The organism is Aquimarina sp. MMG016, from assembly GCF_018100805.1.
In the GTDB taxonomy this organism is placed as follows: Bacteria; Bacteroidota; Bacteroidia; order Flavobacteriales; family Flavobacteriaceae; genus Aquimarina.
In genome coordinates, this window is sequence record NZ_JAGJEA010000015.1 from 105,261 (window position 1) to 131,060 (window position 25,800).

The 25,800-nt window shown below is 34.2% G+C and carries 16 protein-coding genes and 1 tRNA gene; 12 read left to right on the forward strand and 5 right to left on the reverse strand.

The window, feature by feature from the left end; translation table 11 throughout:
• Positions 1–164: 164 nt before the first annotated feature.
• The 5 genes from J8M14_RS20530 to J8M14_RS20550 all read right to left on the reverse strand — a co-directional run bounded on the left by J8M14_RS20530 (position 165) and on the right by J8M14_RS20550 (position 5,495).
• Positions 165–3,290, reverse strand: a complete 3,126-nt coding sequence (locus J8M14_RS20530; RefSeq protein WP_211076705.1) for a starch-binding protein — start codon at positions 3,288–3,290, stop codon at positions 165–167.
• A 462-nt stretch (positions 3,291–3,752) separates the two neighbouring features.
• Positions 3,753–3,827 (reverse strand) — tRNA-Pro (locus tag J8M14_RS20535).
• Positions 3,818–4,057, reverse strand: a complete 240-nt coding sequence (locus tag J8M14_RS20540) for a GIY-YIG nuclease family protein (protein WP_211076706.1) — start codon at positions 4,055–4,057, stop codon at positions 3,818–3,820. Before J8M14_RS20540 ends, J8M14_RS20535 begins: the two co-directional genes overlap by 10 nt.
• Positions 4,058–4,214: 157 nt before the next feature.
• Complete coding sequence (locus tag J8M14_RS20545; protein ID WP_211076707.1) at positions 4,215–4,808, reverse strand: hypothetical protein; 594 nt, start codon at positions 4,806–4,808, stop codon at positions 4,215–4,217.
• 30 nt (positions 4,809–4,838) lie between these two features.
• Positions 4,839–5,495 (reverse strand): hypothetical protein, encoded by a 657-nt coding sequence (locus J8M14_RS20550; protein WP_211076708.1) that lies wholly within the window; start codon positions 5,493–5,495, stop codon positions 4,839–4,841.
• A 159-nt stretch (positions 5,496–5,654) separates the two neighbouring features.
• Here J8M14_RS20550 and J8M14_RS20555 point away from each other — a divergent pair, with 159 nt between their 5' ends.
• The 12 genes from J8M14_RS20555 to J8M14_RS20610 all read left to right on the forward strand — a co-directional run bounded on the left by J8M14_RS20555 (position 5,655) and on the right by J8M14_RS20610 (position 25,722).
• The gene (locus J8M14_RS20555; RefSeq protein ID WP_211076709.1) at positions 5,655–7,718 is read left to right on the forward strand and encodes a TonB-dependent receptor; all 2,064 of its coding nucleotides are present in this window, start codon (positions 5,655–5,657) and stop codon (positions 7,716–7,718) included.
• 41 nt (positions 7,719–7,759) lie between these two features.
• Positions 7,760–8,881 (forward strand): PQQ-dependent sugar dehydrogenase, encoded by a 1,122-nt coding sequence (locus J8M14_RS20560; RefSeq protein ID WP_211076710.1) that lies wholly within the window; start codon positions 7,760–7,762, stop codon positions 8,879–8,881.
• A complete protein-coding gene (locus tag J8M14_RS20565) occupies positions 8,878–9,336 on the forward strand; it encodes a cytochrome c (protein WP_247672721.1) in 459 nt (152 codons plus the stop codon). Before J8M14_RS20560 ends, J8M14_RS20565 begins: the two co-directional genes overlap by 4 nt.
• Positions 9,337–9,428: 92 nt before the next feature.
• Entirely contained in the window at positions 9,429–10,175 is a 747-nt protein-coding gene (locus J8M14_RS20570; RefSeq protein WP_211076711.1) for a hypothetical protein, read from the forward strand.
• A gap of 51 nt (positions 10,176–10,226) precedes the next feature.
• A complete protein-coding gene (locus J8M14_RS20575; protein WP_211076712.1) occupies positions 10,227–11,501 on the forward strand; it encodes an MFS transporter in 1,275 nt (424 codons plus the stop codon).
• A gap of 151 nt (positions 11,502–11,652) precedes the next feature.
• Complete coding sequence (locus tag J8M14_RS20580; protein ID WP_348772862.1) at positions 11,653–13,173, forward strand: glycoside hydrolase family 3 N-terminal domain-containing protein; 1,521 nt, start codon at positions 11,653–11,655, stop codon at positions 13,171–13,173.
• A gap of 6 nt (positions 13,174–13,179) precedes the next feature.
• Entirely contained in the window at positions 13,180–14,259 is a 1,080-nt protein-coding gene (locus tag J8M14_RS20585) for an anhydro-N-acetylmuramic acid kinase (protein ID WP_211076713.1), read from the forward strand.
• Between the two features lie 554 nt (positions 14,260–14,813).
• A complete protein-coding gene (locus J8M14_RS20590) occupies positions 14,814–15,803 on the forward strand; it encodes a tail fiber protein (protein WP_211076714.1) in 990 nt (329 codons plus the stop codon).
• 15 nt (positions 15,804–15,818) lie between these two features.
• Complete coding sequence (locus tag J8M14_RS20595; protein WP_211076715.1) at positions 15,819–17,255, forward strand: tail fiber protein; 1,437 nt, start codon at positions 15,819–15,821, stop codon at positions 17,253–17,255.
• A 49-nt stretch (positions 17,256–17,304) separates the two neighbouring features.
• The gene (locus J8M14_RS20600; protein WP_211076716.1) at positions 17,305–21,264 is read left to right on the forward strand and encodes an RHS repeat domain-containing protein; all 3,960 of its coding nucleotides are present in this window, start codon (positions 17,305–17,307) and stop codon (positions 21,262–21,264) included.
• Between the two features lie 47 nt (positions 21,265–21,311).
• Positions 21,312–25,193: a DUF6443 domain-containing protein gene (locus J8M14_RS20605; protein ID WP_211076717.1), complete on the forward strand. Its 3,882-nt coding sequence runs from the start codon at positions 21,312–21,314 to the stop codon at positions 25,191–25,193.
• A 1-nt stretch (position 25,194) separates the two neighbouring features.
• Positions 25,195–25,722, forward strand: coding sequence for a hypothetical protein (locus J8M14_RS20610; protein WP_211076718.1), 528 nt, complete (start codon positions 25,195–25,197; stop codon positions 25,720–25,722).
• The last annotated feature ends 78 nt before the right edge of the window (positions 25,723–25,800 follow it).

The window sequence follows — 25,800 nt, forward strand, 5'->3', positions numbered from 1 at the left end:
GAAATAGGTTTCCAATTAACTCGTATAAAGATACAACCTACCCCTAACTTAAAGAACTAAAGCAATGTTTATTTTCCTTACATTTTTCTTAAAAGACTTAGCACTATTAACAAAAAAAACCTGCTAAACGAATTTAGCAGGTTTTAGATCATAAAAAAGAATGATTACTTCATTATTTTAATTACTTCAGTGTTCTTATTAGAACTAACTTTCATTAAATACATTCCTTCAGCCAAACTAGATGTGTTAATAGTTACCACATTAAGCTTAGCATCTTTTGTTAAGCTTACGTTAGTTTTCTTACCTGATATATCATAAATAGAAACGCTTACATCATTATCAACCATATTTCCAGTAAAAGATAATGTCAGAGAATTAGTAAAAGGATTTGGCCATGCTTTTACTAAACTAAGATTTTCGCTTATAGATGTTTTAACCGATGCAGAAGATCTTAATGCTCCGTTACTTGGGCATTCACTTGGACAAGTATCAGACCATACGTTATCATACCATCCTTCAGTAGTTCTGAATAAATCATCCGTTTGTGAACCATCACCACTATTAAATACTATTCCTACCTCTACATCTTGATCAATATTGTATGAGTACCAAGGCGAACCTGTTATCGCATTCATAGCTACTCCCGGCCAAGCTGGTGCTCCAGGGATAGCAGCATTTGCATTTTTATCGTATACGTAGATAAATGCATTGCTCCAGGAACTTGGTTTTTTGAAATACACATCAAATCCTGTTGTAATACCTGGGCATTCATTAGGACAAGCATCAAACCAACTATTATCATACCATCCTTCAGTAGTTCTAAACAAATCATCAGTTTGAGCACCGCCATTATCATTAAATACAATTCCTACTTCTACGGATTGATTAACGGTGTATTTATACCAAGGAGAATTACCTACAGCTGATATTTGAACTCCAGGCCAGGCAGGGAATCCAGGAATGGCTGTATTAGAATTTTTATCATATAAATATACAAAAACGCTATTCCATCCACTTGGTTTCTTATAATATATGTCATAAGGATCATCAATAACTATTCCCGGACAATCACTTGGACAAGTATCAGACCAAGTATTATCATACCATCCTTCTTTAATTCTTGTTAAATCATCACTCTGTGCTCCACCATTATCATTGAATACAATACCTACTTGTACATTTTGATCAATAGTATATTTAAACCAAGGTGTATTGCTTACAGTAGACATTTCTACTCCAGGCCATGCAGGGAATCCTGGTAATGCTTCTCCAGTGTTTTGATTAAATATATATATATATGCAGAAGACCAATCCGAAGGCTTTTTGAAATGTACATCAAATGGGCCGCCATCGCCTATAACATAATCTCTGGTAACAATAGGAGATTCATTTCCTTCAGAGTCAATAGCTATTGCTTTTACTGTGGTAGTTTCATCAATTATGAATGAGCCATTGTATGGCGTACTCGCAGATGATGGGTCTGTATTATCAGTTGTATAAAAAATACTTGTCGTTGCCCCAGATGCTGTAGAAGATGCAACCATTTCAACTGTAATTGGACTATTATATAATCCTGATGCCGGACTAACAGATAAACTCACAGAACTTGTAAGCTCTAATGGCTCTCCTACTAACATTAAACCAAATGCAGTTCCAAAATCAACTGTTCCACCTGAAACAATAGCTGTTTCACCTGAGAAGTAATCTTTAAGCTCTGTTCCATCTGCCCACATTCCGTATACACTTTGTGGTCCAGTGAAGTCTCCATCTTGTCCCTGAAAAACCAAAACCTTATCGCTTTCATTATTGCGATTATATTCTCTTTTAAATATATAAGGTGAATCACTTAGTTTTTGATGTGATCCAGCTCCTACAGAAGTATGCTCTCTTCTAAATGTTCCTAATTTTCTCCAATGGAACAACATTCCTTCATCTAATGAATCCCAGTTCATAAAACCACGATACCCTGCATCAGGATATGTTTGAGGAGCAAAAAACTGTCTTCCAGACTCATCTCCATAGTAGATTTGCACCCCACCTGGTGATAATAATAATGTAGTTCCACCATAATACATATTACCAGTATAGTACTGGTTATAATCGTGGGATCTTAGGTAACTAATCATATTATACTCTCCCTGAGTATTGAATCCTCCATCACGGTTAAGCTTATCAGCAAAAGAACTGAAAATCTCTTCCTGCCCCATATTGGTATAAGCATCCTTAGGAGATTCGAAGTTAATCATACTGTTAAATTTACTAACTGTAAAATCTTCCGGTAACGGATCATTTGCATTTCCTTTAATATTCAGAGAAGAATCTTCCCCAGTCATATAAAAATCAAGATCATCTGGCTTTTTGGTTGGATTGTTTTGTTTCCACTCTCTTAGTGCCAGAACAGCTTCTTCTTTTAGCTCTTTCCAAACATCCGCTCTCACATGACGTTCTGTATCTACACGGAAACCATCGATACCATATTCTCTAACCCAGTCTGTCAACCATTTAATCAAATAGTATCTCGGAGTTCTTGGTTTTCCGGTTCTTGCAAAATATGCATTCAACTCATCAAGTTCCTGCTGTCTTCTACCTTCTACTTCCCATTTATCCAATAACCATTGTGGAAGTGCTACTTCGTTAAAAGATTCTGTTCTAATATCTGGTAATCCATAAAGAGGTGTTGAATAATCATCACAAGGTAACTCTCCATTATTAGGTTCTCCATCCTTCTGACATTGTAATCTTATCCAGTCTAGAGGATAATCCTGATCAACAGGTATTCTCTGACCATTTACATCCTTATATGTAACATAACCTGTATGGTTCATTACTATATCTACCAATACTCTAATACCATGGTTATGTGCTTCATCGATAAATTCTTCAAACTGCTCTGCAGAAGTAAAGTTTGGGTCAAAAGCAGTCCAATCATTAGTATGATACCCATGATAAGGATAATCATTATATTGTGTGCCAATATATCCATGTCTATTCTCTACTACTGGAGTTACCCAGATAGCACTCACTCCTAACTTATCAAAATATCCTTCTCGGATTTTTTGTGTAACCCCAGGTATGTCTCCTCCTTGAAAATCAAGTTCATTAGCTGTACTATTTTTTTGACGATCAAAACTGGTATCATTGGTAGGATCTCCATTATTAAAACGATCCGTAATTAAAAAATAAACCGTGACATTGTCCCACGAAAACGGTAGATCTCTACCAGATTGAGCCCAACTGACTTTTGGAAAAAATAAAGCCAATAAAAGGCCGAAAAAGAGTAATTTCCTCATAATTAAGTTTTTTTGTGTGTTATTACTTGTGTTAAAATATTTCTACGAATGAGAGAGTGTATTTTTTCATCACTTTTCTCAAACGATTGAATAAATATTTGTAAAAAAAAACTTAAAAAATAATTAAATGAATATCATTTTTTTGCGCAAACGTTTGAGTGTTGATATTTTATCTTTTTCAACGTTAAAAAGATAAAGAACCATCAGAATTTTAGCTCATTTTTGAAGAATATTCCGCATTTCTTTTCAAAAAATCAAGTTTTAAAAACAGGGTTATTAAAACTATCGATTTCATAAAATTTTGCACCGTTTTTTTAAATAAAATAAATATCAGTTTAAGGATTAACAATTCTGATCTGAAAAAAACATAGAAAGTGTAGCTATTACTCAATACAATCTAAGGCATGCTTAAGATTTATAAGAAATAAAAAATCCAACCACTATTGTGATTGGATTTCTTAGTCGGGGTGGCAGGATTCGAACCTGCGACCTCCGCGTCCCAAACGCGGCGCGATAACCGGGCTACGCTACACCCCGAAATGATTATCTATAAAACGTTTTGCTCCTCTTTTTTTAACTTTTTTCTCCAAAATCATTGCTTCTGATCTTGAAGATGTTTTGAGTTGCAAAACTAATCTCCAAGGAGCACCACCTTTTGTAGATGGAACAATCCCTGAATTGTGTCTTTTCAATCTTTTATCGATATTAGCAGTCTGACCTACATAATATCTTGAACTTTTATCGCTATATAATATATAAACGAACATATTTTAAATGTTTGGGTGGTCACGCCTCAAGCGTGACGACCTCCGCGTCCCAAACGCGGCGCGATAACCGGGCTACGCTACACCCCGAAATGGTTATCCTTTTTGCGGGTGCAAATATAAGTAAAGTCTTTTATTAAAACCTATAAAATTTCAAAAACTATTTTAAAACTTTTTTTAATTGTAGTGCTAATATATACCCCGTCATATCATAAGACTCTTTAACCCTGCATAAATCATTAAAAACACCTTCTCCTATACCTCCTCTAATCACCGGAGTTGTTGTGGAATATAGCTCATCCTCTATATTTTGAGATTTTACAAATCTCAATGTAGTAACTAGCTTTGCTCGCTGAGCTATAATCCCTCCATTATATCCCATATAGATCCAATCTGCTTCTACTATAATGGTGTAATTAGTATTAACAGTGTTTGGAGTAAATCTCAGATTACTATGCTTAGCTATGGTTTCATTAAAAGCAGTAACAAATGCATTTACCCAGTCCTCTTTTTTCGAAGTCTCATAGGCTTCCAGCCATTTTCTTCCTCCATCTGGTGGTATTCTTTCATTCCAGGTCTCTTCTTTTATGAATAAAAAATCTGTTTCCCGTATTCGACTTCCGTCCATTACAAAATCTTCAGGAAAAGTCAGCAGGACCCCTATTTTGGTTTCTTCTTTTAGGAACGCTAATTGTTTCTTATCAATTTTTATTCTTTGTGCAAAAGAAATCGAACTGATAAATAAAAGAGTCAAAAAAGTTATCTTTTTAATCATTATCAGGTTTTATTTTAAAATTCGTTTTAATTGTATTTCTAATAAATGCCCTAACTTATCATAACAATTACCCATTCTAACAATATCACCAAATTCACCTTTAATATAGCTGCCTAAAATATTCGGTGTAGTGGTTTCATATATCACTGTTTCTGGATCGGAAACTTTAACAAATTTTAAAGTAGTAATTAATTTAGCTCCATTTCTAGCCACCTGAACTTTACCATAACCAAAATACATCCAATCTGCTTCAACAATAAGTTTGTAATTAGCATCTTCATCAGAAGAAGTAAATCTAAGATCAGTATATTCTTGCAATCCCTCATTAACTGTCTTTAAAAAAAGCTCCTGCCATTGTTTTTGTTTAGCTTCTTTATAATGTTGCACCCATCTCTCTCCAAGAGCAGCATCATTCTTCCCCCATTTTTTTCTCATCTTTTCTATAAACACTTTCTCCGAAGTTTTTCCTCCTCTTATTTCAAATCCCGGTTCTGGAAGAAAAAGACTGAAACCCTGTATTTTAAAGTCGCCCGGAAAAGTTAACTCCACTCCTATTTTAGTTTCACCCTTCAAAAACTGTAGCTTTTTTTTATCCATTTTTATTCGCTGAGCAGAAGCTAATGTTGTCATTAAGAATAGCGTAAGAAAAAGAATTCTTTTGTTCATTTTTGATTTTTGTTTTTTGATTAATGATGCAATAATAACTCATTTTTTAAGAAACTCTTCAACATACAATTATATAATGTATAGTAATAATCATTAACACAATCGTGATTATTTTACACTTTATAAGTTAGTTTCCGATATTTGATAAAAAATCGTAGTTTGAAAAATATCCTTTCTCTTTTATTCCTTTTCAGCTGTTATTGTTACCCGCAATCTGATAGTATTCCTTTAGAAGAAGTCATTATTAATGATTTTTCGATTCCTCAACAACAAAAACATGCTACAGAGTCTGTTTCTATAGTCACTCACGAAGCCATTAATAGAAGTAACACATTAGAGTTATCACCAATCCTTAATCGAGTTCCTGGTGTTTTTATGCAAAGCGGAACGCTAAATACTAACAGAATCACGATTAGAGGTATTGGAGCAAGGAATTTATTTGGTACCGCTAATATCAGAGCCTATTTTGGAGATATTCCTCTTACTGATGGTAATGGAGAATCTGCCATCGAAGATTTGGAATTAGCAGCATTATCACATATTGAAATTCATAAAGGACCTTCATCTAGTACTTATGGTGTAGGACTAGGTGGAACTATATTACTACAACCAGAATATACTAGCTCAGGAGTTACTGAAGGTGAAATATCATCAACTTTTGGCAGCTATGGACTGCAAAGAATCATAGCCAAAGTCGGAGTCGGATTAGAAAAATCTAATCTAAATATTTTGTACAGTAATAATCATAGTGATGGATATCGTGATAACAATGAGTATAATAGACAAACAATAACGATAACCTCAGCTATCGAAGCCGGAGAAAAGGACAATTTCTCCATCCTAGGGAGTTACATTAATCTGAAAGCTGGTATCCCGAGTTCCTTAGATCAGGAAGATTTTGATACGAATCCCAGGCATGCAGCTTTTACCTGGGGGCGGTCACAAGCTTTTGAAGATGTGGATTATGGTTTACTTGGTTTAACCTGGAAACACAAGTATACAGAGAGCCTATCACAAAGCACAAGTATATTTGGATCTTTAAAAAAAAACTACGAGCCTAGACCTTTTAATATCCTCGAAGAAGAATCCAATAGTTTTGGTATCCGAAGTAGAGTTTTAGGTAATCACAAAATCACAAACAATGAATTGGATTGGAATCTGGGAGGAGAACTATTCTATGACAATTATAATGGTAGAACGTTCGAAAATTTATATGAGAATTTCCCTACCGGTACTGGTAGTGTGCGAGGAGATCTACTTTCGGATTTGGATGAAAAGCGATATTATTATAATCTTTTTGCAGAAGCAAATTATAAAATCAACGAAAAACTAAGATTTAATATAGGAATACACCTCAACCAAACATTTTTTGATATTGATGATCAGTTTCTATCAGATGCTGAGGATAGTTCAGGAGAATTTGATTTCAACCCTATTCTTTCTCCTAAACTTGGTATCAATTATGTTTTGAATTCACATTTTACCTTTTTCGGGAGTATCGCTCATGGTTTCTCTACTCCTACAACTTCAGAAACTCTACTCCCAGATGGGATTTTTAATCCTGATATTAAACCGGAAGTTGGTTGGAATTATGAAATTGGTACCAGATATAAACTATTAAACAGACTACATGGTGTTATATCGCTATATACAATGAGAGTAAAAGATCTATTGGTTTCCAGAAGAACTGTTGAAGATAATTTCTTTGCGATTAATGCAGGTAGAACGATTCATAATGGTATTGAAGCCGAAGTAAACTACAACCTATTAATTTTTAGTAAATCACAATTAAACTTCTTTACCAATGCTTCTATATATGATTACAAATTCAAAGATTTTGTAGATCTTGATAATAATTTCTCTGGTAATGATCTTACAGGTGTTCCTTCAGAAGTAATCAATATTGGAATCGACCTTATTGCGGAAAAAGGGTTTTATGGTAATCTCAATTTTCAATCGGTAGGTAAAATACCTGCTAATGATACCAATACTTCTTTTAGCGAAAGCTATAAATTATTACATGGTAAAATTGGTTATAAAAATAGCATAGGAAACCACCTTTTTTACGACCTATCTATTGGAGCTAATAATGTTTTGGACACCAAATATGCTTCGCAATTACAGATTAATGCCAGAGGTTTTGGAGGTAATGCCCCGAGGTATTTTTATCCTGGATTACCTTTTAACATGTATGGTGGCATTAACATAAATTATAGATTATAGTTTAATTTTCTTTGTATTTTTCCAGAGTAAATCCTCTATTCATGAAGAATTTTATATCTGTGATTATTTTTTCGTTTTTCGCCTTACTTTCCTGTGCGCAGGAAAAGAAAAATGACATTCCAATACAAGAAGATCCAAAAAACTATACTACAGAAGTAGTGGTTCCTGATTTACAAATCCCCTGGGGAATGGTCTGGTTACCTGATGGAAGCATGTTAATTACTGAAAAAAGTGGAGAGCTAATTCATTTTAAAAATGGCAACAAAACCTCAGTAGGTAATGTTCCCGAAGTTTATAATCGTAATCAGGGAGGGTTATTAGATATAGAGCTACATCCTAAGTATAAAGAAAATGGTTGGATATACATTACGTATTCATCTAAAGATGGTTCTGCAAAAGGTGGCAATACAGCTTTGATTAGAGCCAAACTCAAAAATAATCAGCTTTCTAATATAAAAACGCTTTATAAAGGAACACCAAATACTACTCGTGGACATCATTTCGGTTCTCGTATAGAATTTGACAATGAAGGGTATTTATATTTCTGTATCGGAGATCGTGGTAACCGTGATGTAAATCCACAGGATATTACCAAAGATGGTGGAAAAATATATCGATTAAACGATGATGGCAGTATCCCTAAAGACAATCCTTTTCTAGATAAAGCGAATGCAAAGAAAGCAATTTATTCTTATGGACATCGTAACCCGCAAGGTATGGCAATACATCCAGACGGAACAATTTGGGTACACGAACATGGGCCTAGAGGTGGTGATGAGATTAATCCTATAAAAAAAGGTGTAAACTATGGATGGCCCATAATTACTTATGGCATCAATTATAGCGGTACATCAATTACAGATATCACTAAAAAAGAAGGAATGGAACAGCCTCTATATTATTGGGTTCCTTCTATCGCTCCAAGTGGAATGGATTTTATTACCAGTGATAAATATCCCAATTGGAAAAACAATCTACTTGTAGGCTCTCTAAAATTTCAATACCTAGAACTCGTAGAGTTAGACGGTTATCAAGTAGTTGGCAGAAAAAAACTATTAGATAATATGGGGCGTATTAGAAACGTGCGTCAAGGTCCAGATGGATATATATACGTAGCCATAGAAAATAAAGGTATTGTAAAGATAATTCCGCAAGCAAAATGAGAGCTATACGATTAAAAAAAATAATAGTACTAGAAATTGCAGTTTTCATAACTACTATATCAATTATTGCACAGCAAGGAAACTCTGACAGCACATATTTGTCGATGGAAATTCAGGATGCCAAATTATCCGAGAGCATTGCCAAGGGCTCAGAAATATATACTGATTTCTGTATGCAGTGTCATCTCCCGGACGGAAAAGGGACTCCTAAAGTCTTTCCGCCCCTAGCCGGATCAGATTGGCTGGTTGACAAACGAAAAGAAAGTATTCATTCTATTAAATATGGTCTAAATGGTCCTATAAAGGTAAACGGAAAACCATACAACAGTGCTATGACCTCTCTCGGCCTGGAGGATGAAGAAATAGCTGATGTAATGAACTACATTATGAATAGTTGGGGAAATACTCAAAAGAAAATGGTTACTACTGAAGAAGTTGCTCTAATCAAAAAATAATCATAATCGAAGTGAATTATAAGTGTATTTTAGGTAATATAACAATCGTGTAATATATTGCGTTATCATATACTAAGCAACCAATCTCTTCAATGAAATTCTTGAAATTTCTTATTATCTGTATAATTATGCATCAAGGTTATGCACAGCAAGAAGAAGATCTTTCTCCTAATCGATATAGATTTAGATATAAATCTGTAGTGTATAAAGGCACACGATTACAAATAACTGCCCAAATAAGATCATTAAAAAACAATTCATTATTCGTCAATATTCCTGAAGAATATCAAGAAGAGCTATTAAAGCTTTTCAAAGAAATGAAGCATCAAGCTATTCCGAGATTATATAAAAAAAATGCAATAGTATTTCTGGATGCTTTATATGAATATGAAGAATTCCTAATCGTATATCACAATGCATTAATAGCCGTAATCAAAGATCTAAAAGCAGATATGCGCCGTCTTGATTTTAAATTTGAGAGGGAATATACCAGGAGTAAATTAATACTCAATCGGATTACCAAAGAAGACCCTGATAATGACTTCAAAATAGGAAGACTTCAAAAAGATGTCTCTGATAGTAAAACTAAACTGTTATGTCATCGTTGGATGAAGAAAAGGTTTGATCAATATAGTATTAACATTATTGACGAACCTGATGATCTGGTGCAGGAGTTCAAAAAAGCAGAAGCTATGAATGCCTATATGATGTTCAAAGAAGATAAGGTTAAAGAAATTAGAACATATCTCGAAAACCAAATCATTGAATTCTATTATAAGAAGTCTTTACCCGAAATAGATCCTGATGAACTAGAGCTCAATTATACCGACAAAATTTAAATAAGTATTATAATAATTTGTGAGTATCTTACCCTTCCTTAAAAACCATACATGACCGAATCAAACAAAGACAAAAATGCCTGGGCTTGGGTGCCATCATTATATTTTACAGAAGGATTACCTTATGTGATTATCATCACACTCTCTGTAATTATGTATAAAAAGTTAGGAGTAAGCAATGCTGATATTGGTATTTATACCAGTTGGTTATACTTACCTTGGGTACTTAAACCTTTATGGAGTCCCATAGTAGATATTAGCAGTACTAAGCGTAAATGGTTCTTAGGGATGCAATTGCTTCTGGCAATAGCTTTCTTAGGTGTTGGGATTACTATACCCACCAATAGCTTTTTTATCTTAAGTCTTTCCTGTTTCTGGATTGCAGCTTTTGCTTCGGCAACTAATGATATCGCATCAGATGGATTTTATTTGCTTGCCCTTTCAGAAAAAAAACAATCTTTCTTCTTAGGTGTACGTAGTACATTCTACAGATTAGCAATGATTACAGGGCAAGGATTACTTGTAGTACTTGCCGGTTTTTTAGAAGAATATTATGGTAATGATCAAAAAGCCTGGTCCTATACCATGATTATTACTACAATCATTATGATCGTATTAACACTCATCAATTTCTTTACTGCTCCTAAAGTGGAAGAAGTAGCTACCAATACTGAAGAACAAAATAAAGTACGTTTTCTTGATGTATTTATTACCTTCTTTCAGAAGAAACAAATCTGGATAGCCTTAGCTTTTATTTTAGTTTATCGTTTAGGCGAATCTCAGTTGGTAAAAATGGCATCTCCTTTTTTATTAGATAAGACAGAAGCAGGAGGACTAGCTTTTTCTACTACCGAAGTAGGAACCATTTATGGTACTTTTGGGATTATAGCGTTAACCATTGGTGGCATTTTGGGCGGAATAGTTATTTCTAGATATGGATTAAAAAAATGGATGCTTCCGATGATTCTGGCATTAAACCTCCCGAATCTATTATATGCTTTATTAGCGTTCTGGCAACCTACATCAGTAGTATTTGCCACAGTGGTCGTTATTGTGGAACAATTTGGGTACGGATTTGGGTTTGCTGCCTATTTAATGTTTTTGATTTATGTTGCCGAAGGCGTTTCCAAAACCTCACATTATGCCATTGCTACTGGCTTTATGGCATTAGGAATGATGCTTCCAGGTATGCTAAGCGGTATTATCCAGGAAGCCATTGGCTATACTGGATTTTTCATCTGGGTTGCCATAGCAGCGATTCCGGGGATTATCCTTACCAGGTATATTCAATATCCTGCGGATTACGGAAAGAAAGAAAAAGATTAAATGCTCTTATTAAAAAAAATAGCGTTCAAAAGCAGCGCTTTTAAAATCTTTTTCTACCAGTATAAGATTTATTAATTTGAAAAAGTAAATCACAATTATCAAAAAAACAAATCAGCATATCGACCTCAAGAACTTATCCAAAACCGAAAAAATCGGGCAATTCTTTTGTCCTGCAGCATTTATCAATGATAGCGATGCTGAAATACAAAAGTTAGAAAACCTCATCAAAGATTACCATATTGGAGTACTTACTTTTTTTCATAGCAGGATTAGCGCAGCAAGTAATTTTGAAGGTAAAAGAAAAGTAATCCGAAATGAGAACAGCTATCAACGGCTTCAGGAATTGATCAACCATTATCAAAGTATTGCTCCTACTCCACTACTCATAAGCATTGATGCAGAATGGGGGCTGGCGATGCGCGTAGAAAATACACCACAATATCCGTATGCGCTAACACTGGGTGCAATACCAGAGGATCAAAATGAACTTATCCATCAAGTTGGTAATGCCATTGGGAATGATCTTAAAAGTATTGGCATTCATATGAATCTGGCTCCTGTAGTAGATATTAATATGAATCCCGATAACCCAGTGATTGGGTATCGTTCTTTTGGACAAGATAAAGAACAAGTCATAAAACGTGCATTATTATATTACCAAGGGCTTAAAGCCTCTGGAACTCTAGGATGTTTTAAACATTTCCCCGGACACGGAGATACTAATATAGATTCTCACCTAGGACTTCCTTTAATTTCTAAAACTAAAGAAGAACTTTACAATCAAGAATTATATCCTTTTATAAAAGCTATTGAACAAGAAGTTGATAGTATTATGATTGGGCATTTGGCTGTTCCTTCGTTAAGCAATGATAAGAATACATCTGCAACTTTATCCAAAGACATCATCAAAGAGGTATTAAGAAAAGAATTAGGTTTTAAAGGAGTTGTCATTTCAGATGCTTTGAATATGCATAGTGTTTCTAAATTATACGATGAAAAAGGGATGTTAGAATGGAAAGCCTTTGATGCGGGTAATGATATCTTATGTTTTGCTGAACATGTAGAAGAAGGTATCAATATGATTGAAAAAAATGCTTCTGATCATCAAATTGAAGAAAGTATCCTAAGAATACAGAAGCTAAAAGAACATGCTTTTTCACAGAAGAAAGAAAACAATGATGGAGGTATTGATCACACTACTCTGAATCTAAAAATTGCTGAGACCGCTATAACTATGTACAAAAGTGATCCGGAAAGTTTTAAAAACTATAACACAGGAGAATTTGAAGCTATTTGTATAGGAAAGAATAATGATTGTCATTTCTATAATGAAATACAGAAACAAAGACCTTCTATCAATATGGTATCCGATACAAAAACAGATCTCACCACTGATCATATATTGATAGCACTCTTCCCTCCCTCCATAAAACCATTAAATAACTTTGGGATCAATGAAGAAACAAAACAGTTCATAGCTCAACTAAGTAAAGTAAAGAATGTAACTTTATACCTATTCGGTAACCCTTATGCATTAAGAGTATTATCGACTGATTATATTAAAAATATTGTACTGTGTTATCAAGATCTTGAAAGCTTTCAGCGGGCGGCTGCTCAGCATTTTTTAGGTAACCATAAAGCAATCGGAAAAATCCCTGTTCAACTTTTATAAAATACAATGCAAAAGAATCACTATAAAGTAATTGGTTTGATGTCCGGGACTTCACTAGACGGATTGGATATTGCATATTGCCATTTTACAAAGAATAATAATTCCTGGGAGTTTTCTATTGAGAAAGCCGAAAGCATTGATTATGATAATCATTTCAAAGAAAAATTAAAAAATACTGTACACTTAAACGCTGTCGATCTATTAGCATTTCATAATGAATTTGGAACTTGGTTAGGTGAGAAAACTAAAGAGTTCATTTTCACACATCAAATCCAGGTAGATTTTATTTCCAGTCATGGGCATACTGTATTTCATCAACCCGAAATCGGATTAACGTACCAAATCGGTTCCGGGCAGCATCTGGCCAATGCATCTGGTCACAAGGTAATTTGTGATTTCAGAACACTAGATGTGGCACTTGGTGGTCAGGGAGCTCCTCTTGTACCTATCGGGGATCAATTACTATTTGGTGATTATGATTTCTGTCTTAATCTAGGTGGTATTAGTAATATTTCTTTTGATGTAAAAGGAAAAAGAATTGCTTTTGACATCTCCCCTGCCAATATGTTACTGAATTACATTTGCAAAAAAATAAACAAAGCATACGATCACGGTGGAGCAATTGCCAAAACCGGTATCCTAAACAGAGTACTACTAGATCAATTAAACGCATTAGCTTATTACTCCCTGCCCTATCCAAAATCATTGGGTTACGAATGGTTTGTCGACAAAGTAATTCCTATAATAGAAAACACTAATGACACACCAGAAAACTTGCTACACACTTCAGTTCATCATATCGCAACCCAGATAGCTAATACCATCATTGACACCCATAAAAACAACAGTTCACTGCTTATCACCGGTGGTGGTGCCAAGAATGATTTTTTGATTGAAATATTACAACAACAACTTGAAGGGCAGGCCAATGTCATTATTCCTTCGACAGATATTATCGATTATAAAGAAGCTTTGATTTTTGGGTTTATGGGAGTATTAAGAGAACTCAATGAGGTAAATTGCCTACAATCTGTTACCGGAGCTAATCGAGATTCTTCTTCTGGAGTATTATACAGACCTTACTAATATTTTGTTTTAACTAAGTACAAGTTACAATTGTCAAAAGAGTAAATATGTCCGCCTAACTACCATTTCAGATAAACAAATCACCTTTGCACTACACATGATTTATGATTTAGACAGGCATGATTTACACTTATACTACCATAATTCTTAATTCACCTCATCAAATGGCTATTTCATTATGGCAAATATCCACTTGAGGTCACCAAATATATTAATTAAGCATACAATAATTAAAATGTTAAATTTTAACATTGTTTTATTCCAGCACATATACTTCTGTGCAGCAGATAGTTAACATCCAACTTCTTAACAATTTGTTAAACACAAAGGGGAAATGTACCCCCTATAGCTATTGACTCAGGTCATTTTTTTCATGTATTTTCGCCGCTTGTTTTAAAAAAAGTTTTGGGGAAAACTTCTTTTTTTCAAAAAAGTAGGGTAACATTTTTGCCATAAATGGCACTACCTATATATAAACCTAATTTAATCAGTCAGTATATTATGAAAAAAAGTATTCTCTTGGTCAACACTCTGGAGGTAAATGGTATAAATTAATGAATATTGACCTTAATGGTAATGGAAATCATAATTCAGTAAATATTACAGTCGATTTCCAATATGTAAATACTTGGACAAAGTATAATGCTAATGCTATTTTAAGATTAAGAGAAAACTCTACTGGTGATTGGCAATATAATGTAGTTGGAATTAACCAGTCTGTTTTAAGCTTTAAAAAAATAACAACCAATGTTTTTGAAGTATGGGGATATTCTAATGGAGGATGGGGGCACTTATCATTTACTACTTTGGTAACTAAAGAAGCTCCTCTAATTATAACCATTCCTGATTTGCCCATTGAATCTTCTAACATTGATTCATTAGAAGATGTTCCTGTAAAAGGTGATTGGTATTTCCCTTTGGGTAAAATTGAAATAATAAAAGGAGGAACAATTGCTAGTAAATGGAATCCTGCAGGGAGTTATTTCACACTCTCAGGTACTGATGGATCCAAATTAATTATGGACACTAATGAAATATATGGTTTAAGCACATTGTATATAGGTTCTAAATCAGGTGATTTGGTCAAATTCAGATCTGTTCAAGACAATGGTCCCGCAAGTGATAAAATGGTCATAAAAAATGATGGTAAAGTAGGGATCGGAACGATGTCCCCAGACGCCAAACTTACCGTAAAAGGAAACATCCACGCAGAAGAAGTAAAAATCGACCTATCAGTTCCTGCACCTGATTATGTATTTACCAAAGACTATGATCTATTAACTATAGAAGAAGTACAAGAACATATTGCAGCACAAGGCCACTTGCCTAATATTCCATCCGCTACAGAAATGGAGACCAATGGTGTAGAACTAGGTCTTATGAATATGAAACTCCTGGAAAAAATTGAAGAATTGACCTTGTATACCATTGCGCAGGAGAAGCAATTGAAGGGGCAAAAAGAAGAAATTAAAGCGCTAAAAAAACAAAACGATAGAATTAATCAATTAGAAGAGAAATTAGAAGCATTACTTAATAAAAAATAAACCTATCCATCAATTATGAAAAATTATATCATAGCAATTACCGGATTGCTAACCTTAACTATTAGTGCGCAAACCACAACATTTGACAATCTAAATGCTAATAATTATGTAAACAAAGCCATTACTTGGAATTCCTCTAATTATGGATCTGGATTTGGACATAGAATAATAAATTCTGATCCAGGTGGACAAACATTACTAAATTTTCAAGGAAGACACAATAATACGAGCTGGATTAATATTTTGTCTTTAACATCTAATGGGAAAATGGGAGTTGGTACTAGCGATCCAATAGAAAAATTACACGTTCAAGGAAATTTTGCTATTGGAGACGGAGGAGTTGGTATTCCATTTAAAATGTGGGCTGGAAGTAATGGTAATACTAATCATTTTAGATTAGGAACAGATATAGGACATTATGGAGATGCTGCATTAGAAGTTTACCAAAACTACTCTGGTGGTAGTGAACAAAACCCAGGAAAAGTAGTTGTGAATGGTAATCTAGGAATTGGAACAACGAACCCAACAGCTAAATTACACGTTATAGGGGATTTAAAAACCACCAATTATATTGATGCTTCACAATATATAAGTGTTTCTAAAGGTGGTAGTGCTAGAGTTGCAATGAATGGACAAGGACATGGATATATAAGTGGACGAAATGATAGTGTGGAGAATAAATTTCTTATTCACTCTAATGGAAATTCATTTTTTAATGGTGGTAATGTTGGAATAGGAACAACAAGTCCCAATACGAAACTTAGTATTTACCTTCCTAATGGAACAGCATCTTACCCAACTACAACAAGTAGTGGAAACAGTTTTATGAAATCAAGAGGTTCCAATAATGGAATTGAGTTTGGTAATTCAACAGGATTTAATGATCGTAAAGCATGGATTATTGCAAGACACTCTGACGTAAGTAATTATGGTCAATATTATTCTACCCTGCATTTACAACCAAATGTAGGTGACAAATCCCAGTATAGAGGTGTTAGTATAGGATATGAAGCGTCAACACAACTTCCTGTTAACACACATTTAGCAGTCTCTGGTAATATGGGCATCGGCACCACCACCCCAGACGCCAAACTCACCGTAAAAGGAAACATCCACGCAGAAGAAGTAAAAATAGACTTATCTGTTCCTGCACCGGATTATGTGTTTACCAAGGACTACGATCTCCTCACTATAGAAGAAGTACAACAGCATATTGCAACACAAGGTCATTTACCTAATATTCCATCAGCTACAGAAATGGAAACCAATGGTGTAGAACTAGGTCTTATGAATATGAAACTCCTGGAAAAAATCGAGGAGCTGACGTTGTATACGATTGCACAGGAGAAGCAATTGAAGGAGCAAGAAACCATTAACAATCAATTAAAAACCAACAACCAAAACCTGGAAGCTAGATTAGCTAAGATTGAGGCTTTGTTGGGTAAAAACTAGGAATTAAGATAGTCTTACTGTCTTCAACAGTATAAAACCAAAAATTATTATGAAATTAAAATTAATAATTATAATAAATCTGTTATTGCTACTAAGTACAATAACTACTTTTTCTCAAGAAGCAGATGGTATTGTTATTGAACCATCTATACCTAGCTCTCCAGAGGCTACTAGTTTTACTAGATATGGGAGTTTACCTTTAAATAACGCTACTGGCCAAATGAATTTCACTGTGCCTATTTATACAATAAAGGTAGGAGGTAACAGTTGGCCTATTAACTTAGCATACAATTATGGAGGGCTTAAACTTCAGGACAAACCTTCTATAATGGGTTTAGGTTGGAATCTAATTTCCAATGGGATAGTTTCCAGAGAAGTAAGAGGTTTGCCTGATGAAAGCAAAAATGGGTACTATGGAAACAACTATGTTAGAGAGCAAGTATACAATTATAAAAACGGAGGTAAGGAAGCTCTAACAATACAAGATATTAGAAAATTTAGAAACAAAGAATATGATTCTGAAGTTGATAAATACACTGTTAATGTAGGAGGGCTTAACTTTTCTTTTAAAATAGGGTTGGATGGAACTCCTGTATTCTTATCTAAACATAATCACAAGGTAGAGGTTCTATGGGAATCAAATTTTACAAATGATACTCATGAAATAAAAGCATTTATCGTTACCGACGATAAAGGTATTGAATATGAATTTACAGCTATAGAAAAAACCATTCCTGAAATCGATGAAGAGATTCGTATAAATCATCGAATGAGTTGGAATCTTACAAAAATCAAATATATAAACGATCGAGAAATTGAATTTCTATATAAAGAGAACACTTTTGTAAATTATGATTTTAATGCCTACGGTGCAGCGCTTTATGCAGATGCAGCAACCCCGATAGATGAGGGAATGAGATATTTGGACGGAACATATTGGGAGACAAATGCTAAAAGTACCATAGAACGACAAATTTTAGAAACAATAACATTTCCTGGAGGCTCTATAGCATTTAATACAGAAACTATAAATAACCATTTATTATATACTTCGTTCCAGGTTAATGATAACTTTTCCAATACTAATGAATATAATCTTTCATATTCTGGTTCTAGAAATCTTCTTGTTGGTATTACAAAAAATACTGAAAATTATTATGGGTTTGAGTATTATGGCCAAAATAGTTCATTCATAACAATGCCAGACTTTTTTAATTCTCGTATTGTAAATCAAAACGAAAAACCTTTAAGTCAAGACCCATGGGGATATTTTAACGGAAAAGCTAATGAATACTTAATCAATGTTCCTGCAAGCAGGTATGAAAGTAATAGGAGTATTAGTTTTGAGCATACCAGATTAGGAGCTTTAAAAAAGATCAAATATCCCACAGGAGGATATACAGAAATTAATTATGGACAAAATAAAATAAAACAAGAATTTAGAACTGATTATAGTACGGTTCCTATGGAATCCGCTGTTCGTATAATACAATTAGTACCGAAACCTGATGAAACTTGGCCTTTTGGTAAGCCTACATATAGAGAAGCTTATAAGATAATTACTATAGATAAGCCTCAGGCAATTAATATTGGCTATCACTTTGCAAGTAAAAGTACACTAGATAATATACAATTTAAAATCGAGCGTTTGGATGATGAATGCCCTCTTAAGGATTATTATAAAGAACTCCATAAAGTTAATCCGCCACCCAGAGCATTAGGAGCTCAAGTAAATGATTTTAGTATTTATTTTAAAGATGTTGTTAAAAAATATGCCGAAGACAAAAATGTCCCTCCGTATATTTGCCCTTCATTGGCTATAGATTATTTCCCTGCAGATTTTGATAATCAAATTAAAAATTTACAAGGATCGGCAAAAAGAATGGTCATTTTACCAGGAAGGTATAAATTCACTATTTCGACTCAATTCATGAATTACCTTACTGGGCCTGCAGAGTTTAGGATACAATTTCAAGAAGACACCGATAATCTAGGGTATACAAATAATGATGTTGGAGGTATTCGAGTTTCTTCAATGGAGGATTGTCCGGATAATGATCCAAACAATTGTATTACCAGAACATTTAATTACAATGATAAAGATGGGTTTTCTACGGGGAAATTATTTACCGCTTCAAAAAACCCCACCGTCTTTAAAAAAACGAAAAAATTAGTAGACGGAACTACGACGTATTTAGAAAACCACTATTTCTTTGCTGATCGATACTACCAATCATCAAGTTTTTCAGGGTCTCCTGTATATTACAAAACCATAACAGAAGCCAATGGTGTTGATAACGGGTATGTAATAACAAATTACTCGTTTCCTATAGAAAATAGCTTATTTAAATATCCTAAAGTTCCGTTAGGTATTGATTTAACAAAGAGTAATGTTTTAAGCAAAACAACATATACAAAAGATGGTATAGAGAATAGTAAATCAATTAATGGATTTCAGCAAGTCAGAGGCCTGTATATTAATAATACTACTTTAGATAGTAATGAAAACCATCCTTTTAGCTTTATTGTTGCCAGAGGTCAAGATCTTCGATTCGATTTTACACAATTTGATTATGGTTTAAACCCGACAAACCCTTTAGAAATTGCTGAATTGAAAACAAAATATTTGTTTTCTAGCTATGCAGAATTAGATAGTTGGTTTAAAAAAATCAAGGAGAATACTATATCTTATTATGAGAATGGTAATACTTTAGATCAAATAACAGATTATCAATATAACAATCGCCAACTGATTGAAAAAACAAAAACAACAGATAGCAACGGAAATACTTTAGAACAGCAATTCGAATACCCATTTGATACAAATACCCCAATTTTTAATGGGATGGTACAGAATAATCAAATTTCTCAGCCAGTAACCATAAAAACTCTAAAAAATGACACATTAAAACTTCATAAAGAGATAGGTTTTATATCCATCGGTAATGGTTTCTACCCTAATAAAGTATCTGATTTCAAAGAAAATACGGTAGGGACTCAGACAAACTATACGTATTACCAAAATGGTAATATCAAAGAGGTTTTTAGAGAAAACGGAACCCATAGTCTTTATATCTGGGGGTATCGTAACACATTACCAATTGCCAAAGTTGAAAACGCCACTTATGATCAGGTAGCCTCTTATGTAGCAAATTTGAAAACGAAATCTAATGCAGACAATGACCGTACACATGGGGATTTGGGTAATGAAGGAAAGTTGCGAAAAGATCTAGATGCGTTGAGAACCAACTTGCCAGATGCTATGATCTCTACTTACACCTATGATCCATTAATTGGAGTCACTAGTATGACCGATCCGCGAGGGTATACAACCTATTATGAATATGATGAATTTAACCGATTAAAATTTGTAAAAGATGCAGATGGTAATCTGATATCCGAAAACAAGTATAATTATACGGATGATATCCCAGATACGTCTGATGCTTTAACTATAGGGAGTATCATTTCTGCTAGCTCTATTATAGTAAATACATATAATACTTTCGACATAAACCCCACAAAAGGATCTGGACATTATGCTTATAGTTGGACTATTAATGGTACCGGGGGAACCATTTCTAGTTTTAGTAAATCCTTTGAGGTAAAGATGGATTACGATTATATAGGAGATACTACAGTCACCTGTAAAGTAACAGATACGGAAACAGGTGAAACAAAAACAACTTCTATGGTTATAACAGTAACCGAGGGAGCGAATCCTCTAGTATCACGATTTTCTAAAACAAACCACAATGTAAATGAGAACTATCAACAGTATAGGTTAACAGCGACATCCTCTGGAGGGTCAGGCAATTACACTTATAAATGGTATGTCGATGGGGTGTCTCAATCTAATAGCAATGAGATTTACATCTATTTAGATTGCAGTAACAAGACTGATATAGTAGAGTTGGAAACTACAGATACCGAAACGGGAATAAAAAAATCGTACACTAAAACCTATAATACAAAATCCGACTGTGGTGGTGGGGGTAACCAAAATTAGAATACCCAAACTACAGGAAATCGAGATAACATAAAAGCATTATAAACATGAATCAATTGTATAAAAAATATATCACGATTGCATTACTTTTTGTAGGTTTTGCAGCCATAGCACAGACACCAAGTACAATTATCAAAGATGGTGATTACACGGTTACAGGATCGGAGACATTAACAGCTACTCAGAGTATCATACTTAAACCTAATAGCTGGATCAAACCAGGGAGTACATTTTATGCTAGGGTATCTGCTGATCCATATCTACCCATAGCATTAAACCAAAATGAAAACTATGTGTTTACCAGAGCATATCAGAAAGCTATGCAATCCTCTAATGATATCAGAAATAATAATGAAGTCATAGAAGGCATCACCTATTTTGATGGATTGGGTAGACCCAAACAACAGATAGGGATCAAAGCTTCTCCCAATAAAAAAGATATTGTCACTCATATCACTTATGATGAGTATGGTAGACAAGACAAGCAATACCTGCCTTTTGAGCGAGAGAATGACAATAATCATCCAACCGGAAGTTATACTACCGTAAGTATCAATACAGATATCAATGCGTATTATCAAGATAAGTATCAAACTGATTTTGACGGAATGGCGCAGGCAGATGTTAATGCCTATAGCCAGAGCATCTTCGAACCTTCACCACTAAACCGAGTATTAGAACAAGGAGCTCCGGGTGAGGATTGGAAAGCAAATGATACGGATACCGATCATACGATTAAGTTTGATTGGGGTACCAATGGCACCAATGAGGTAGTGTATTTTAAAGTCAATTTTGCAGATCCTAATAATACTGAGACACCAACCTTGGGTAAAGAGGGATACTATGACCCTAATCAATTGTATGTCACGATCACCAAAGATGAAAACTGGCAACCCACGGATGGTAATAATCATACCACCCGAGAATATAAAGACAAACAAGGTAGAGTTATCTTAAAAAGAACCTATGCTGATGCTGATACGAACAATGATGGAACTATAGAACCCCAGGTACCACATGACACCTATTATATCTATGATGATTATGGTAACCTTACCTATGTAATTCCTCCAAAAGTAACCCTAAATGCTACCGATGGGGTATCTACAAATGAGCTTAACGAACTATGTTATCAATATAAATACGATGAGCGTAATCGATTGATAGAAAAGAAAATACCGGGTAAAGGAGATACTGATACCTTTGAGTCCGTTGTATACAACAAGTTGGATCAACCTATTCTAACTCAGGATCCATTGCTAAAGACACAAGGTATCTGGCTATTTACCAAATATGATGCTTTTGGAAGAGTAGCATATACTGGTAAGATTACTATTGCTAATAAAACAAGAACTCAAATACAGGACGAAGTCAATGACTTTGTAGGAGACTTATGGGTAAAAAGAGGAGCGGCTGTAATGATTGGTGGAACGACCATGTATTATGATAATGGCGGGTATCCAGATGTACAAAATGCAGAAGTGCTAACCATCAATTATTATGATGATTATAATTTTCTAGGGACTAATCCTATTGCACAGCTTTCAAATCCCGGAGCTGTATATAGCAAACAAGTATCTGGTCAAACCAAATCTTTAGCTACTGGAAGTAAAGTAAAAGTATTAAATACCTCATACTGGATTACTACAGTAAGTTATTATGATAAAAAAGCAAGACCAATCTATGTGGCTACACAAAATGAATATCTAAATACAATTGATCTTGTAGAGACTAAACTTGATTTTGCAGGTAAAGTAGAAGAAACAAAAACTACTCATATCAAAGATAGTAATGCACCTATTGTAACCACTGATGCTTTTAGCTATGATCATATGGGTAGATTACTAAAACAAACTCAAAAGATCAATAACCAGTCTCCGGAAACCTTAGTAGTCAATACCTACGATGAATTAGGACAATTAGAAAACAAAGAAACCGGTGGAGGATTACAAGATGTGGATTACACCTATAATGTAAGAGGATGGTTGAAAGATATTAATAATGATTCCAAAAATGACAACGATCTATTCAACTTTAGCATTAGATACAATGATATTGCTGATCAGAGTAAAAAGTTGTTTAACGGAAACATTAGTCAAACCAGCTGGAGTACGGCTAATGGCAATAGCATAGATCCTGAAACAAACAACCCGATAAGTACAAGTTATACCTACACCTATGATGCCCTAAACCGTATTAAAATGGCTATTGATAATACTAGTAATTATAATCTTACAGGAGTATCTTATGATAAAAATGGAAATATCACTAATTTAGTACGACAAGGACAGAGGCAAGCAAATTCTTCTGATTTTGGAGTAATGGATAACTTAAGCTACGCATATAATACAAGCAGTAATCAACTTAGAAGTGTTACAGATAGTAGTGGTGTTGAGGAAGGATTTAAAGATGGCACCAATACAGATGATGATTATGTATATGATGCTAATGGTAATATGATAATAGATAACAATAAAGGCATTACAGGCATTAGCTATAACCATCTTAATCTACCGATACAGGTAAGTGTGAAATCTGCTAACGGTCTTAGAAGTAGAATAACATATACCTATGACGCAACTGGTGTGAAATTAAGTAAAAAATTAAGTGATTACCCAAGTATAACTACTACTCAATATGCAGGTAATTATATCTATAAAAGTAGTTATAGCCAAGGTTTACCTACTGGGCCAAATAATATGGATGTTTTTAGATTAAAATTCTTTAACCATCCAGAAGGTTTTACAGAACCAGTAGATGAGAATGATGTATCCAAAGGGTTTCATTATATCTATCAGTATAAAGACCATTTAGGAAATATTCGATTGTCCTACGCAGACCGCGACAGAGATGGGAAAGTAGACATTCTTAGAAATGATGTAGACGTTGACGGAGATAACGATTATGCTCACGAAATCTTAGAGGAAAATAACTATTACCCATTTGGGCTACAACACAAAGGGTACAATAATACGATTGTTGGTGTGCCTCACAACTATTCTTTCAATGGCAAGGAATTTGATCAAAGTTTGAATATGAATACGTTTGATCTTGGAGCAAGACATTATGACCCTGCTATTGGTAGGTTTATGGTAATGGATCCTATGACCGATTTTTTTAATAACCAATCTCCATATGTAATGGCTAACAACAATCCTGTCGGTTACGTTGATTTGTATGGTTTTGGAATATGGAATTGGTTAAAAGCAGTTGGTAGACATGCTGTTAATGGAGTTAAGAAATTATTTAGTGGTAATACTTGTGACTGTAGTAGTAGTGGAGATTCACTAGCTCAAGCTTGGAGAAGACCAGATAATATTTTTCCTGAAAGAAAAAAGAGGAGAAGAAGAAATAGAAGAAAAGCTACATCTACTACCTCTGTAGTTAATAACTCTCCTAATATTCCAGATCTTAAAACTTCTATTGAAATATCACCACTTGTATTGGGAGCTCAACAACTACCAGAATTAGGTATTGTTAACCCAAGACCTCCTAGAATACCTAAAGTGTCTGTTCCTACTCCTCCTAGAAATAGAGTTGTAGATGATGCCAATGAAAGAAGTACTGTACCTCCTATAGTAGATATAAATTTTAATATCCCCTTTAAGCCAAGTACTACTTATCTCAAAGATGAAGCTGGAGCGGTTAAAATATTAAGCGATCTAATTAAAACTTTGAAAGAATATCCACAAATGAAAGTAATAGTTGAAGGAACTCTTGGTGCAAAGAATTTTAAAGTAAAACCAAATTTACAAACTAGAGTAAAAGTCAATGGTGGTGTAGGGCCTGCTGAATGGTTAACAGGAGGTAGAGCTCACGCTATCATTAAAATTCTAGAAGGTCAAGGAGTAAACCCTCAACAATTAATAAAAGGGAAAGGTATTATAGGAACTAATACTAATGTGGTAATAAAATCTAAATCGAATTAAATTGAAAATACTGTTCTTAATTTTGACAAGTCTATGCCTACAGACTGATTCGGCTACTTTGAAGTTATGGGATGCTAATTCAAAAGTAACTTGGTCTGACTTTGAAGGGGATATCCCTGAAGATATAGGATTTATGAAAGCAGTTACTTCTTCTAAAATTTCTATCAAAAGTAATTTTTACGAAGGAGAGATTCCTAAATATATTGTCAGAAGTTACTTTGACAAAAGTAAATCCTGGACAATTACAGATTCTGAAGAACACCTCATTCATGAAAGGTTACATTTTGATATAACCGAATTATATGCAAGAAAAATAAGACAGAAAATAGATAGTCTATTTAAAATAGAAGAAAAAAATGTTCTTTGTTATAAAAAGATGTATGAAAAAATCTTGAATGATTATGAGGAAGCTCAATTTCAATATGATAATGAAAGTTATTCTGACAGGGTAAAGCAACTGGAATGGCAAGAAAAAGTTGCCAAAGAGTTAGAAGAACTCAAGAAGTATGAATATGTTCCTGAAGAATAGGAAATAAGAAACCGCCCAAGTGGCGGTTTTTTTATGTATACGCTTTTTTAGTTTTATAATCCCCCGCTCCCGCTAGTC